Consider the following 13293-nt stretch of genomic DNA (forward strand, 5'->3'; position numbering starts at 1 on the left):
TCACTGATCACGTGGAGCACACGCAACGTCGTTCGCTCTCCTCAGACGCAGGTCGGCCGCGGCGACGACCGCGACCAGCGACCACAACGGCAGGTAGTACTGCTGGGACAGGAAGGTGGAGGCGACCAGGACCGCGATCAGGGACGCCTGGACGGCGACGACCGGCAGCGGGTCGGCGGTGGTGCGGCGCACGCGTTCGCTGGTGACCGCGGTGAGCGCGAGGAGCGCGGCGAACAGGGCGAAGCCGGGCACGCCCAGCTCGGCGGCGACCTCCAGGTACATGTTGTGGGCCACGGGGGTCTGCTCGTCCACCTCGGCGTTGCCGGAGGCGGCGGGGTAGTCCTCGCGGAACCCGCCGGGTCCGACGCCGAGGCCGGGGTGGTCGGCCACCATGCGGGCGGCGGCCTGCCAGCGCAGCTCGCGGGTGTCCACGTTGGTGTCGGCGACGTGGGTCTTCTCGCGGACCGCGCGGTCCAGCGCCGGTCCGGCGACCAGGACGGCGGCCACGCCGAGCACGGCCAGCGCCGCGACGCCGGCCGCCAGCGCCCGCAGCGGCAGCGCCCGTCGGGCGAGCAGCCAGGCGACGGCGGCGGTGAGCGCGAGCGCGCCGCCCCGGGAGAACGTCGCCGCGGCGCCCGCGACGAGGACGACGGCGGCGAGGGCGGGCAGGACGCGGCCGCGTGAGGCGACGAGCAGGGGCAGCGCGGCGACGAGGAAGTACGCCAGGTCGTTGGGGTCCTCCAGGGGGCCGGCGGCCCGCGTGCCGCCGTCGAGGACCAGGGTGGCGAGCGCGCCGAGCGCGGCCACGACGGCTCCGGCGACCGCCGAGGCGAGCATCGCGCGGATCGGCGCCTCGTGGGCGGCGACGTCGATCAGGACGACCGTGACGACCAGGAACGGCAGCCAGCGCACGGCGTACTCGGCGGTGAACGCGCCGCCCGCGTGCACGGCGGAGGACGCGAGCAGCACGACGGCCAGCGCGGCGAGGACCAGGTGCGCGGGGTGCGGTTCGGGGGCGCGGCGCTGCCGCACGCGCAGCGCGGCCCAGGCGAGGACGAGCAGGGCGGGCGGCAGCTTGGCCAGGTGGCCGTGCGCCTGCATGAGGTAGCCCTCCAGCGGCGCGGCGAACACCGTCGCGCACGCCAGGAGCCGCACCGCCCGGGTGGTCATCCGCCGCACCGCGCCAGCAGTCCGGTGCCGTGCTCGCGCAGGCCCGCGTCGAGCCGGTCGACGTGCGCGCCGGTGCCGACCACGTCGAAGTGGTGGGCGCGCAGCGCGCCGAGCACCCAGCCGAGGAACTCGACCTTGCGCGCGCCGGGCACGGCCATGCCGGGGAAGAACTCGAGGCCGGGCGCCTCGGCGGCGCCGAGCACGTCGGTGGGGTGCAACAGCAGCGACGGCTGCACGCGGCGGGCCCGGCACAGGCGCAGCGCGGCGGTGAAGTAGGCGCGGGCCAGGCGGGGCGAGACCTGGTGGAGCTGGAGCAGGTAGGAGCCGTGCACGGGGACGCGCAGCAGCGGCATGGTGGTGACCGGCAGTTCGACCAGGCCGGGGCCGACGCGCCAGCGGTAGGCCCGGTTGGGGGCGCGGACGCGGGAGAAGCCGCCGAACAGGTCGCGTTCGCCGCCGCCGGGCGCGGTGCGGTTGTGGTAGGCGCGGGCGAGCGGGCCGATCCAGGTGGGCAGGGTGCTGGCGTCGTAGCGGTAGCCGCGTTCGGCGAGCAGTTCGAGCAGGTCGCGGGTGACGCTGTAGCCGGGGCCGCGGAAGCCGGTGGGGCGGGGGGCGCCGGCCGCGACGATCGCGTCCTCGGTGCGGGCGAGTTCGGCTTCGAGCCGGTCGCGGGTGTAGCGGTGCAACCAGGGTTCGTGGTGGTAGGAGTGGTTGGCGACCTCGTGGCCGGCGGCGGCGACGGCGGCGACGGCCTCGGCGCCGTCGTCGCGGTCGACGTCCGCGCCGACGACGAAGACGGTCGTGGTGAGGTCGTGCTCGCCGAAGACCTCCAGCAGGCGGGGCACGGCGGTGGGCAGGAAGCTGGGGCGGCGCTCCCACTCGGGGTCGCCGTGGGTCTTGAGGTAGGCCCAGAGGTTGTCGAGGTCGAGGGAGACGCTGGCGGTGCTCACCGGGCCGCCTCCGCGGAGGTGGTGGCCCGGGCGAAGCGGTCGGCGGAGCCGAGCAGGAGGACGCCCGCGACGACGAGGGCGACGCCGGCGGCCACCCACCACTCGCGGCCGGGGGTGATCCGGTCGCCGAGGGCGGCGATGCCGACGATCGAGGTGAGCACGACGGTGGTGGCGTCCATGGTGGCGACGGTCGAGGTGGCGGAGCCGCGGCGCAGGGCGAGGGCCAGGTAGGACTGGCCGACGAGGGCGGCGGCGACCATCAGCCACGCCAGCGGGTACAGCGGGACGGTGGGCAGCGGCTCGTCGGCGAGGGTGCGGCTGGTCATGGCGACCACCGCGAACGCCAGGCCGGCCGCCGCCGCGGGCGGCACCGCGCCGCCGATCCGGCGCTGGACGAGCACGAGCGCGACCACGGGGAGTCCGAAGAGGACGATGCCGGCGCCCTGGGGCACGTCGTGCGCGGTGGAGGGGGTGGCGGCGGCGACGAGGAGCACGAGGCCGGTCGCCATCACGGCGAGGACCACGACCTCGACCACGCGGACCCGCCAGCCGAGCACGGCGAGGCCGAACAGGGTGGCCAGGCCGACGGCGCAGGAGGAGCCGGCCTGGACGAGGTAGAGCGGCAGCCGGGCGCGGGCCAGGAACGCGAGCGCGAAGCCGCCGACCTGGCCCGCGAACCCGAGCAGGTAGAGCCGGTCGCGGGCGAGCCGGGCGAGCAGCCCGAGCCCGCCGCCGCCCTCGGCGGCGCGTTGCGAGGCGACCGACTGGGCCACGATGCCCAGCGCGTACAGCACCGCGGACGCGGCGAGGTGGAGGTAACCAGTCACGCGACTCTTCCCCTGGAGGCACCCGGCGCGCGGCAGCGGTCGGTGTGATCCCGATATCGGAAGGGGAGCGTAGAACCCGACAGTGCTCGACCCGTTCGAGCGATATGCGTTTACACGATCGAGCTACTTTGCCGACTACACAACGGGTTTGCCGTGGGCGCTATGTCCTCGTTGGACCGATCCTCTGGCACCCGCGATCGGGTCACGGTTGCCGAACCGGCAACTTTCTTTGCCGGATCGCGGCGGGGCTCCGCACCATCGGGGCATGGAGACCGCAGAGGAGTTCTGGGAGACGTTCTACCGCGACCGCGACCAGGTGTGGACGGGCCGGCCCAACGAGCTGCTGGTGCGCCACGCCGCCCACCTGACCCCCGGGACCGCGCTGGACCTGGGCTGCGGCGAGGGCGGCGACGCGCTGTGGCTGGCCGGGCGGGGCTGGCTGGTGACCGCGGTCGACGTGTCGGCCACCGCGCTGGCCCGCGGCGCGGCCCGCGCGACGGAGGCCGGGCTCGCCGCCCGCGTGGACTGGCGGCGGCACGACCTGGGGCGCACGTTCCCGACCGGGGTGTTCGACCTGGTGTCGGCGCAGTTCCTGCACTCGTCGGTCGCGCCGCCGGGCGAGCGGGAGCGGATCCTGGCGCGGGCGGCCGAGGCGGTGGCGCCGGGCGGGGTGCTGCTGGTCGTCGGGCACGCCGGCTGGGCCTCGTGGCAGCGGGACGACCCGCCGGTGGAGTACGTGTTCCCGACCAACGCGGACGTGCTGGCGGCGCTGGACCTCGACCTCGGCCGGGGCTGGGCGGTGGAGGTCGACGAGTCGGTCGAGCGGGAGGTGACGGGCCCGGACGGCGAGCCGGGCACGCGCGAGGACCTGGTGCTGCGGCTGCGGCGGCGCGGTTAGAGGCGGGCGAGCAGGGAGGTGAGGGCGTGGCCCAGGGGCAGGTCCACGCGCGCGGTCGCGTGGGCGTCGCCCCGGGTCTCGCCCTGGTTGACGATGACGACGGGCTTGCCGGCGGCGGCCGCGCGGCGGACGAACCGCAGGCCCGACATGACGGTCAGGGAGGAGCCGAGGACGAGCAGGGCGTCGGCGTCGTCCACCATCCGGTGGCACCGCTCGACGCGGGGGCGGGGCACGTTCTCGCCGAAGAACACCACGTCGGGTTTGAGCACGCCGGCGCCGCAGTCGGCGCACCCGACGAGCCGGAAGGACCGCACCTGCCGCTCGGGCAGCTCCACGTCGCCGTCCGGGTTGACCGCGGCGGCGGTGGCCTCGAACGCGGGGTTGGCGGCGCGCAGCCGGCGGTCCAGCTCCTCGCGGGCGGTGCGGGCGCCGCAGCCCAGGCAGACCACGCGGTCCAGGCCGCCGTGCAACTCGACCACGTCGGGGGTGCCGGCGGCCTGGTGCAGGCCGTCGACGTTCTGCGTGATGACGCCGGACAGGTGGCCGCGGGCGTGCAGCCGGGTGACCGCGTGGTGGCCCGCGTTGGGGGCGGCGCGGGCGATGGCGCGCCAGCCGACGTGGCTGCGCGCCCAGTAGCGGCGGCGGCCCTCGACGCTCGTGACGAACTCGTCGTAGGTCATGGGGGTGTGCCTGCGCAGGCTGCCGGCCGCGCCCCGGTAGTCCGGGATGCCCGACTCGGTGGACAGGCCCGCGCCGCTGAGCACCAGCACGCGTCCGGCGGCGACGACGCGCACGACCTCGTCCAGGCTCGTCGTGCGGGGCAGCGGCGCACCGGTCGGCGTCCAGCTCAGCGTCGGCCGTGTGCGCATGCCGTCCACTCTACGTGCGGTCGGGGGCGGGGCCGGTGGACTCGCGGACCACCGGTTCGGGCGGGCGGACGTCGACCGCCGCGTCGGCCGCCGCGCCGAGCGCGGCGAGCAGCGCGCGGGCCGCCGCGCGGCCGAGGCCGAGGAGGTCCTGGCGGACGGTGGTGAGCCGCGGGTGGACCGGTTCGCCGAGGGGCAGGTCGTCGTGGCCGACGACGTCGCCGGGCACGTCGATCGACGCCGAGCCGGCGGGCCGCGCCCATGCCGGCCACGGCCGTGGAGCGGGTGCGGGTGGACGACCCGCGCGTGATGACGGGGCCGATGGAGCACGCGGACGGGCGGGTGTTCGCGTGGATCGTCAGCCGGCACGCGACGCCGGTGGTGTCGAGCCGGTGGTGGACGGCACGCTGGTGGGGTTGGACGGCTCGCCGTGGGACGCGGTGGAGCCGGGCGCGTTCGGGGTGCGGGTCGGGGAGGTGTCGGTGTGAGGATCGCGGCGGCGGAGGTCGTGGTGACGTGCCCGGGGCGGAACTTCGTCACGCTCCGGATCACCACGGAGGACGGGATCACCGGGTTGGGCGACGCGACGCTCAACGGGCGTGAGCTGGCGGTGGAGGCGTACCTGCGGGAGCACGTCGTGCCGCTGCTGATCGGGCGGGACGCGTCCGCGATCGAGGACACCTGGCAGTACCTGTACCGGGGCGCGTACTGGCGGCGCGGGCCGGTGACGATGGCCGCGATCGCCGCGGTGGACACGGCGTTGTGGGACGTCAAGGCGCGGGCGGCGGGGATGCCGCTGTACCAGTTGCTCGGCGGGGCGTGCCGGGTCGGGGCGCTCGCGTACGGGCACGCGTCGGGGCGGGACCTGCCGGAGCTGTTCGACTCGATCCGGCTGCACCTGGAGCGCGGGTTCCGGGCGATCCGGGTGCAGACCGGGATCCCCGGCCTGGCCACGGTGTACGGGGTGGCGTCGTCGGCGGCCGGCGGCGGGGACCGGTACGACTACGAGCCGGCGCGGCCCACCGCGCTGCCCGTGGAGGAGAGCTGGGACACCCGCGCGTACCTGCGGCACGTGCCGTCGGTGTTCGAGGCGGTACGGTCGGAGTTCGGCCCGTCGTTGCCGTTGCTGCACGACGGGCACCACCGGATGACCCCGATCGAGGCGGCGCGGCTGGGCAAGGCGCTGGAGCCGTACGACCTGTTCTGGTTGGAGGACGCCACGCCCGGCGAGGACCAGGCGGCGTTGCGGCTGATCAGGCAGCACACCACCACGCCGTTGGCGATCGGGGAGGTGTTCAACTCGATCCACGACTACACGACGTTGCTGAGCGAGCGGCTGATCGACTACGTCCGTTCGGCGGTCACCCACACGGGCGGGGTGACGGGGTTGAAGAAGGTGCTGGACTTCGCCGCGGTGTACGGGGTCAGGTCGGGGATGCACGGGCCGACCGACATCTCGCCGGTCGGCATGGCCGCCGCGCTGCACCTGGACCTGGCCGTGCACAACTTCGGCATCCAGGAGTACATGCCGCACACGGCGGAGACGCTGGAGGTGTTCCGGACGTCGTACACGTTCGTGGACGGTCTGCTGCACCCGTCCGACTCGATCGGGTTGGGGGTGGAGCTGGACGTGGACGCGGCGGCGCGATTCCCCTACCGTGCCGCGTACCTGCCGGTGAACCGGCTGGCCGACGGCACCCTCCACGACTGGTGAGCGGGCCGTCCCGTCGGCCCGGCCGGTAGCACGATGGGGTGAACATGGCCCGGGAATGTACGGAAACACCGTTACCGCACCTCGGTTGAAAACCAGCGGAGCGCTCGACCACCCCCCGTCCGTCGGTAACGTCACGGCGGCGGTCGGACGGGAGAGGACACGGATGAGCGCCAAGGCCAGTGACGGGGTTCCCCCGCCGGACGCGTCCCGCGAGGAGGTCGCCGCCTGGAACGCGGCCGTCCTGGAGGAGTACCGGGCCAACGGGGGCCGGGTCGGCGGGGTGATGGCCGGCATGGACCTCCTGCTACCGGCAGGCACCCGTTCTACGCGGACCACCAGCGCGGCGTGACCCGCACCATCCCGGTCGTCGCGCTGACCCGCGCCTGACCCGCCCCTGATCCACTCCGGCCCGCCCGGACGCGCGTCGGCCCGCCCCTGATCCACTGCGGCCCGACCCTGACCGCTCCGGCCCGCACCTGACCCGCTCCGGCGCGCTCCGGTCGGCGGCCTTCGACCCCGGTCAGAGCCGGAACGCGGCGCGCACGATCGCGGCGTCGAACGGGCGGTTGCCGGACTGGACCGGCATGGTTCCCGGCGGGCGGGGGCCGACGACCGCCGAGGCTTCGGCGGGCAGCCCGGCCCAGTGGTCGGCCACCGCGACCTCCAGCGTGGTGCCGGGGTCCAGGTCGCAGGTGATCTCGCGCGGGGTCGTCCCGTACAGCTCCAGCACGCGGCCGGGCAGGGCGAGCGCTCCGGAGCGGCAGCCGCGCAGGCCGGGCTCGGCCACCGTCACCTGCGTCCGCCACGACCGAGCGGTCGGGGTGACGCGGAACGTCACCGTCCGGGCGGGGGCATCGGTCGAGGTCGGCGCGGTCGGGGTCACGGCGGTCGCGGTGGGCGCGGGGAGGTCCAGGTCGGGCGCGTCGGCGCGCATCAGCGGCTCGGGGAACGCCGGGTACTCCCCCGTCAACGTCACCCGTTCGGGGTTCGGCCCGAGCACCCGGGACGTCCACTCGTCGGGCGACGGGTCGGCGGACAGCCAGCTCGCCCGGCCGGTCGCGGTGTCGCGCAGGTAGATCAGCGAGTCGGGGCGCGGCTCGTCCGGCGTGAACCCGGCCCGGGCCGCGCCCACCGCGATCAGCGCCACCGCGACCGCCGTCACGCCGAGCGCGGGCCACCACGCGCCGGACGGGAGCAGCGGCAGCAGCAGCACCCCGGCCAGCGCCCCGAACACCACCGCCACCGCGCTCAACGGCATGCCGAGCGCGACCATCATCGTGCCGACCAGCGGCGGGTGGATCGCCGCCGCCACCAGCGGCGGGAGGAACGCGAGCCGGGTCGTCCACAGCGCGGGCAGGCCGAGCAGCAGCGTCCACTGGAACAGGAACCCCGCGCCCGGCACGGCCGCCGTCGCGGCCACCAGCAGCACGGCCGTCACCACCAGCACCCCGGCGACCACCTCGGCGGGCCGCCACCGCCGCGCCACCCGGGCCGCCGCGAGCAGCACCGCCAACCCCACCAGCAGGAACCCGGCCACGAACCAGCCCCGCTCGTAGGGCTCCGACAACGCGAGGAACCCCAGGCCCGGTCGCACCGCGGCGACCAGCGCCCACACCGCGAACGACACCGCCCCCGCCACGACCACCGCGCCGACCGCGAGCCCGGCCACCGCGACCACGCCCCGCCACCGCACCCGCCCCCGCCGGGCGGCCCGCGCCAGCAGGGCCGCCAACGCCACCACCGTCACGGCGGCCAGCGCCACCGCGAGCCACGTCGGGTAATGGACCAGCACGCGGGAGAACAGGTCGAAGTACACCGCGTCGCCGTCGCCGGCCCGCAGGTCCACGTCGCCCAACGCCCGCACCAGCCCGACCATCGTCTCGCCGTGGTGCTGGAGGCTGCCCCGGTCCAGCCGCGCGAGGTCGTCGAAAGGCGAGTGGTAGTCGCGCACGTGCTCGATGAACGCGCTGTCCAGCCCCCGCGCGCCCGCCTCCTGGAACACGGTGAAGTCGCTGTAGTTCGGCATCCGCCGGTACACCTCGTAGGCGAACGAGTTCGCGACGGGCCTGCTGCTCGCCCCGCCGAACGCCGACACGAACGGCGCGTTGTCGGCCCCGGTCTGGAACATCCACACCGGTCCCCCGCTGCCCCGCGCCTCCCAGTTCAGCACCGCGCCGACGCCGTCCACGCCGTGGCGCCGCACGTACGCGTGCGCGCCGAGCGTCCCGGCCTCCTCGCCGTCGGTGAACAGGAACACCACGTCGTTGCGCACGGCGTCGCCGCCGGTCAGGGCCCTCATCGTCTCCAGCATCGCGGCGACCGCCGCGCCGTCGTCGGCCGCGCCGGGCCCGGTCGGCACGGAGTCGTAGTGCGCGACCAGCAGCAACGCCCTGCCGCCGCTCACGGACGGGTCGGCGCCCGGCACGCGTGCGACGACGTTGTGCGCGGTGGCCAGCCGCACCACCCCGCGCCACGGCAGCACCACGTCGTCGGACTCCACCGCCACCTCCGCGCCGAGGTCGCGGGCGGTGTCGGCGATGTAGTCGCGGACGCGCGCGTTGTCCGCCGACCCGATGGGGTGGGGCCGCTGCGCGATCGCTTCGAGGTGCCGCTCGGCGCGTCCGGCGGCGAACTCGGCCGGCGGCGCGTCCGCCGCGGGCGCGGGCGGCCGGAACGCGAGCACGGCGAGCGCGCCCACCGCGGCGATCACCACGAGCAGCAGGACCGGCAGCCGACGCGCTCCCTCGATCATCCGCAGACCCTAAGCCGGCGGAAACCCGATCGACAGGGGCCGTTGCGCCACGCACGATGTGCGCCATGAACGCCTTGCCCGCCGAGTGCACCGTCCGGCCGCCGCGACCGGAGGACGCCGAGCCGATCCTCGGCCTGGTGCACGCCTACACCGCGGCGGTGATCGGGTTCGCCGACTACACGCTCGAGGACATGTGCGACGAGCTGCGGCGACCCGGCGTCGACCTGGAGCGCGACGCGTGGCTGGTGCTCGACGCGGCGGGCGCGCCGGTCGGGTACGCGACCGCGAACGGCAAGAGCGGCAGCGACGAGGTGGACGTCGACGTGGTGTCGGCGGACCCGGCGGTCGCGGACTGGCTGTTCGAGCGGGTGCTCGCGCGGGCCCGGGAGATCGGGCGCGAGGGCGGGCACCGGGAGGTGACCGTCGACCAGGGCGTCTACCGGGACGACGCGGCGTTGCGGGCGCGGGTCGCGGCGCTGGGGTTCGAGGCGGCGACCACGTTCCACCGGATGCGGATCGACCACGTCGGCGACGTGCCGCCGCCCGCGCCGGTGGCCGGGTTGGCGTTGCGGCAGGCGGTGGATCCCGACGTGCGGCCGGTCGTGCACGAGGTGTGGAACGCGTCGTTCGCCGGGCACTTCGGGTTCGTGCCGAAGCCGTTCGGGCAGTGGCACGAGGAGTTGGAGCGCAAGTCGGTGTTCGACTGGTCCGGGTTGTGGCTGGCGGAGCTGGACGGGCGGCCGGCCGGGTTCCTGTCGTGCACCGACCAGTTCGCGGACGAGAACCGCGGGTACGTCGGCCACCTGGGCGTGCTGCCGCGGGCGCGGGGTCGCGGGGTGGCGAAACACCTGCTGGGGCACGCGTTCCACCGGGACGCGGCGGCCGGCCGGGTCGGCACGGTCCTGCACGTCGACTCGAACAACCCGACGCCCGCGCTGGGCCTGTACGAGTCGGTGGGCATGCGGCCGGTGCTGGTGATCGACGTGTGGCGGGCCCGGCTCGGCTGAGCCGGGCGGTCGCCGTCACGCCGGGTCGAGGCGGGCCTTGAGCAGGCAGAACTCGTTGCCCTCGGGGTCGGCCAGGACGTGCCACGGCTCGTCGCCCGTCTGGCCGACGTCGGCCGGGCGGGCCCCGAGCGCCAGCAGGCGTGCCAGTTCGGCCTCCTGGTCGCGGTCGGTGGCGTTGACGTCGAAGTGGAGCCGGGACTTGTTCCGCTCCGGCTCGTCGCGGCGGCTGAGGATGATCGTGGGCTGGAGGCCGCCGAACCCCTCGCGCGGCCCGATCTCCACCGACCCGTCGTCCTCGCGGTCGAGCACGACGAAGTCCAGGACCTCGCACCAGAACCGCGCCAGCGCCTCGGGGTCGCGGCACCCGAGCACGAGTTCACTGATGCGACAGGCCACCGGAACCTCCCTCACCCCGGGCCGCGGCGGGGCGTCACGCGGGGACTCCCGGCGGCGGAGAACAGTGCGGCGACCGTATCAAAGGGGGTCGTCGGCACGCGGCCGGAATTCCCGGCCTAGGCGTTCTGCTGGTTGTCGATCGCCCACTGCCCGTTGACCTTGACCAGCGTGTAGAGGTGCCGTTCCGTCTGCGTGCCGCCGGACTTGAACGTGTACGACACGGTCGCCGTGACCTGTTCCGGGCCGACGGCGCGGACGTCGCTCACGGTCACCGCGCTCATCTGCGTCCACCAGGACTGGTAGCTGGCGAAGTTCGGCGCCCGCGCGGCCTTGAAGCGGTCGGTGAGGCGGGCGTAGGCGGGTTCGAGGTTGTTCGGCAGCAGGCCGTAGTAGTCGCTCAACGCCTGGTCGGGGCCGATCTCGGCGGGCGGCGGGGACGGGTCGGGGTTCGTCGGCTCCGCCGTCGTGGTGTCGGTGGCGGTGGTCGTGCCGGGCGGGGAGTCGGTGGTGGTCTGGGCCGGCGGCTCCTGGGCGGGCGGGTTCTGCGCGGCGGTGTCGGAGGCCGGCGGGGCGGAGGTGCCGGTGGTGGTGTCCGACCCGGCGGACGGCGAGCCGTCACCGCGGGTGAGCAGGTAGGCCACGGTGGCGATGGCGAGCAGGGCCACGACGGCGAGCGCGATCAGCGCCTTGCGGTCGCCTCGCTTCTCGTCCTCGCGTGCCGGCGTCGGGTCGGCGGGGGCGACCGGCGCGGGTGCGGGTCGGGATGGCGCGGGCTGCGATCGTGCGGGTTGCGACGTTGCGGGTTGGGATGCGGCGGACCGGGATTCGGCGGCCTGGGATTCGGCGGTCTGGGCGGGTGCTGCCTGGGATGCCGCTGTCTGGCCGGGTGCCGGGTGGGCCGGTGCGGGCTGGGGCCGGGCCGCGGCGGGCTCGTCGGCCGCGGGGTCGGGCGTCGGCGTGGGGTCGGGCTCGGGCACCGGTTCCAGCGGCGAGGCCAGGATCGCGGTCGGGGCCGGGGAGGGCGGCGGGAGCGGGACCGGCGGGCCGTCGAACGACACGGTCCGCAGCATCTCCGCCGCTTCGGCCATGGTCGGCCGGGTCTCGGGGTTCGGGTCGAGCAGCCGCATCAGCACCGGTTCCAGCGGCCCGGCGTGGGTCGGCGGCGGGAACCGGCCTTCGGCGACCCGGTGCAGCAGGGCGATGGTGTTGCCGTCCACGCCGAACGGCGGCGTGCCCTCCAGCGCCGCGTAGAGGGTCGCGCCGAGCGCGAACACGTCCGCGGGGAACTCGCCCTTGCCGCCGCGCGCCACCTCGGGCGCGAGGTAGGCGGGCGTGCCGACGAGCATCCCGGACGCGGTGACGGTCGCCTCGTCGGCCGCGCGGGAGGTGCCGAAGTCGGTGACCTTGACCGTGCCGAACTCGGTGACCAGCACGTTGCCGGGCTTGACGTCGCGGTGCATGACGCCCGCCGCGTGCGCGGCGGCCAGGCCCGACGCGAGCTGCACGCCCAGCCGGACCACCTCGTCGGGCGGCAGGGTGCCGCGTTCGGACATCACCGCGGCCAGGCTGCGCGACGGCAGGTACTCCATGATCAGCCACGGGTGGCCGTCGTGCTCGACCACGTCGTAGAGCGCGATCACGTTCGGGTGGGTCAGGCGGGCGGCGATGCGGCCCTCGCGGACGGCGCGGTCGATCGACTCCTGGTCGAAGCCGGTGCGGGACAGCAGTTCCTTGACCGCGACGATGCGGCGCAGCCGCTGGTCCTCGGCCCGCCACACCACCCCCATCCCACCCGTGCCGATCCTCTCGGTCAGCCGATACCGGCCTGCGATAGTGCGGTCGTCCACCCGTGCTCCCAACGTCGCGCGCACGTCCGGCGACGGGGTTACCCGATCAGGTGACTCCTCGAACGTGCGTTTCAGTGGTAACACTTCTCGCGGTCGTTGTCCCTTCACCACGCGGGTGATCACGCGGATCAGGGGGCGCGCCGCTTCGCTGTCGTCCACTGTGGACGGTCGTGGGCGGGGTCGGGACTTCGGCGGCCGGCGGCGCTAGGGTCGACGACCATGGAGTACCCGATCGCGCGTCGTCCGGGGTTCGACCCGCCGGCGGAGTTCGCGGCGTTGCGGGAGCGGGCCCCGGTGAGCCCGGTGTCGTTGCGGCACGGGCAGACCGCGCACCTGGTGACGCGGTACGCCGACGTGCGGGCCGTGCTGCGGGACCACGGCCGGTTCTCCTCGGACCCGGGCAGGCCGGGGTTCCCGCAGTTGCGGCCGGTCGTGGACCGGAAGGCCGCGCCGGGGAGCTTCCTGGTGACCGATCCGCCCGAGCACACCCGGTACCGGCGGATGCTGACCGGCGAGTTCACCGTGCGGCGGATGGCCGCGCTGCGGCCCGAGGTCGAGCGGATCACGCGGGAGCGGCTGGCCGCGATGCGCTCCGGGCCGCGCCCGGCCGACCTGGTGTCGGCGTTCGCGCTGCCCGTGCCGTCGGACGTGATCTGCCTGCTGCTCGGCGTGCCGGTGACGGACCAGGACTTCTTCGCCACCCGCAGCCGCGCCCACCTGGACCGGTCGTTGCCGGCGGAGCGGGTGCGGGCGGCGTTGGACGAGCTGCACGGGTACCTCGCCGACCTGGTCCGGTCGCGGGGGGGGGGGGGCCGGGCCGCCCCCCCCCCCCCCCCCCCGGGGGGGGGGCGGGGGTGCCGCCAGGG

General features: G+C 75.4%; 13 protein-coding genes and 1 pseudogene. 6 read left to right on the forward strand and 8 right to left on the reverse strand.

Annotation, left to right across the window (positions count from 1 at the left end; all coding sequences use genetic code 11):
• The 3 genes from ACWEFJ_RS34205 to ACWEFJ_RS34215 are packed head-to-tail and all read right to left on the reverse strand — an operon-like array spanning position 1 to position 2947.
• Positions 1 to 1170, reverse strand: coding sequence for an O-antigen ligase family protein (locus tag ACWEFJ_RS34205; protein WP_449716276.1), 1170 nt, complete (start codon positions 1168 to 1170; stop codon positions 1 to 3).
• Positions 1167 to 2120: a polysaccharide deacetylase family protein gene (locus tag ACWEFJ_RS34210; protein ID WP_449716277.1), complete on the reverse strand. Its 954-nt coding sequence runs from the start codon at positions 2118 to 2120 to the stop codon at positions 1167 to 1169. The genes ACWEFJ_RS34205 and ACWEFJ_RS34210 overlap by 4 nt, the downstream gene beginning before the upstream one ends.
• Positions 2117 to 2947 (reverse strand): hypothetical protein, encoded by an 831-nt coding sequence (locus ACWEFJ_RS34215; protein ID WP_449716278.1) that lies wholly within the window; start codon positions 2945 to 2947, stop codon positions 2117 to 2119. The genes ACWEFJ_RS34210 and ACWEFJ_RS34215 overlap by 4 nt, the downstream gene beginning before the upstream one ends.
• Before the next feature lie 265 nt (positions 2948 to 3212).
• Here ACWEFJ_RS34215 and ACWEFJ_RS34220 point away from each other — a divergent pair, with 265 nt between their 5' ends.
• Complete coding sequence (locus tag ACWEFJ_RS34220; protein ID WP_378096265.1) at positions 3213 to 3845, forward strand: SAM-dependent methyltransferase; 633 nt, start codon at positions 3213 to 3215, stop codon at positions 3843 to 3845.
• Here ACWEFJ_RS34220 and ACWEFJ_RS34225 read toward each other — a convergent pair.
• Positions 3842 to 4714, reverse strand: a complete 873-nt coding sequence (locus ACWEFJ_RS34225) for an NAD-dependent protein deacetylase (protein WP_449716279.1) — start codon at positions 4712 to 4714, stop codon at positions 3842 to 3844. The genes ACWEFJ_RS34220 and ACWEFJ_RS34225 overlap by 4 nt on opposite strands.
• A 10-nt stretch (positions 4715 to 4724) precedes the next feature.
• Entirely contained in the window at positions 4725 to 4940 is a 216-nt protein-coding gene (locus ACWEFJ_RS34230) for a substrate-binding domain-containing protein (protein ID WP_449716280.1), read from the reverse strand.
• Positions 4941 to 5061: 121 nt separating this feature from the next.
• On the opposite strand from ACWEFJ_RS34230, the gene ACWEFJ_RS34235 reads away from it, so the two are divergent.
• From ACWEFJ_RS34235 to ACWEFJ_RS34245, 3 genes are all read left to right on the forward strand, one after another.
• Complete coding sequence (locus ACWEFJ_RS34235) at positions 5062 to 5199, forward strand: hypothetical protein (RefSeq protein ID WP_449716281.1); 138 nt, start codon at positions 5062 to 5064, stop codon at positions 5197 to 5199.
• Complete coding sequence (gene manD / locus ACWEFJ_RS34240) at positions 5196 to 6425, forward strand: D-mannonate dehydratase ManD (protein WP_378096276.1); 1230 nt, start codon at positions 5196 to 5198, stop codon at positions 6423 to 6425. The genes ACWEFJ_RS34235 and manD overlap by 4 nt, the downstream gene beginning before the upstream one ends.
• A gap of 163 nt (positions 6426 to 6588) precedes the next feature.
• Positions 6589 to 6774, forward strand: a complete 186-nt coding sequence (locus ACWEFJ_RS34245; RefSeq protein WP_449716282.1) for a hypothetical protein — start codon at positions 6589 to 6591, stop codon at positions 6772 to 6774.
• A 171-nt stretch (positions 6775 to 6945) separates the two neighbouring features.
• Here ACWEFJ_RS34245 and ACWEFJ_RS34250 read toward each other — a convergent pair whose 3' ends face one another.
• On the reverse strand, positions 6946 to 9177 hold the full coding sequence (locus tag ACWEFJ_RS34250) for a M20/M25/M40 family metallo-hydrolase (RefSeq protein ID WP_449716283.1): 2232 nt from the start codon (positions 9175 to 9177) through the stop codon (positions 6946 to 6948).
• 65 nt (positions 9178 to 9242) lie between these two features.
• On the opposite strand from ACWEFJ_RS34250, the gene ACWEFJ_RS34255 reads away from it, so the two are divergent.
• Positions 9243 to 10184, forward strand: coding sequence for a GNAT family N-acetyltransferase (locus ACWEFJ_RS34255; protein ID WP_449716284.1), 942 nt, complete (start codon positions 9243 to 9245; stop codon positions 10182 to 10184).
• A gap of 15 nt (positions 10185 to 10199) precedes the next feature.
• Here the strand turns inward: ACWEFJ_RS34255 and ACWEFJ_RS34260 are convergent, their stop codons facing one another.
• Positions 10200 to 10580, reverse strand: a complete 381-nt coding sequence (locus ACWEFJ_RS34260; RefSeq protein WP_449716285.1) for a VOC family protein — start codon at positions 10578 to 10580, stop codon at positions 10200 to 10202.
• 116 nt (positions 10581 to 10696) lie between these two features.
• Complete coding sequence (locus ACWEFJ_RS34265; RefSeq protein WP_449716286.1) at positions 10697 to 12427, reverse strand: protein kinase domain-containing protein; 1731 nt, start codon at positions 12425 to 12427, stop codon at positions 10697 to 10699.
• Between the two features lie 219 nt (positions 12428 to 12646).
• On the opposite strand from ACWEFJ_RS34265, the pseudogene ACWEFJ_RS34270 reads away from it, so the two are divergent.
• A pseudogene (locus ACWEFJ_RS34270) lies at positions 12647 to 13293 on the forward strand (cytochrome P450); the annotation flags it as partial.

The sequence above is a fragment of the Actinosynnema sp. NPDC004786 genome (genome assembly GCF_053601135.1).

Excerpts from the sequence above, each read along its gene's own strand:
- ACWEFJ_RS34205 (WP_449716276.1), bottom strand. The coding sequence starts at position 1,170 with ATGACCACCCGGGCGGTGCGGCTCCTGGCGTGCGCGACGGTGTTCGCC.
- ACWEFJ_RS34220 (WP_378096265.1), top strand. The coding sequence starts at position 3,213 with ATGGAGACCGCAGAGGAGTTCTGGGAGACGTTCTACCGCGACCGCGAC.
- ACWEFJ_RS34225 (WP_449716279.1), bottom strand. The coding sequence starts at position 4,714 with ATGCGCACACGGCCGACGCTGAGCTGGACGCCGACCGGTGCGCCGCTG.
- ACWEFJ_RS34245 (WP_449716282.1), top strand. The coding sequence starts at position 6,589 with ATGAGCGCCAAGGCCAGTGACGGGGTTCCCCCGCCGGACGCGTCCCGC.
- ACWEFJ_RS34250 (WP_449716283.1), bottom strand. The coding sequence starts at position 9,177 with ATGATCGAGGGAGCGCGTCGGCTGCCGGTCCTGCTGCTCGTGGTGATC.
- ACWEFJ_RS34255 (WP_449716284.1), top strand. The coding sequence starts at position 9,243 with ATGAACGCCTTGCCCGCCGAGTGCACCGTCCGGCCGCCGCGACCGGAG.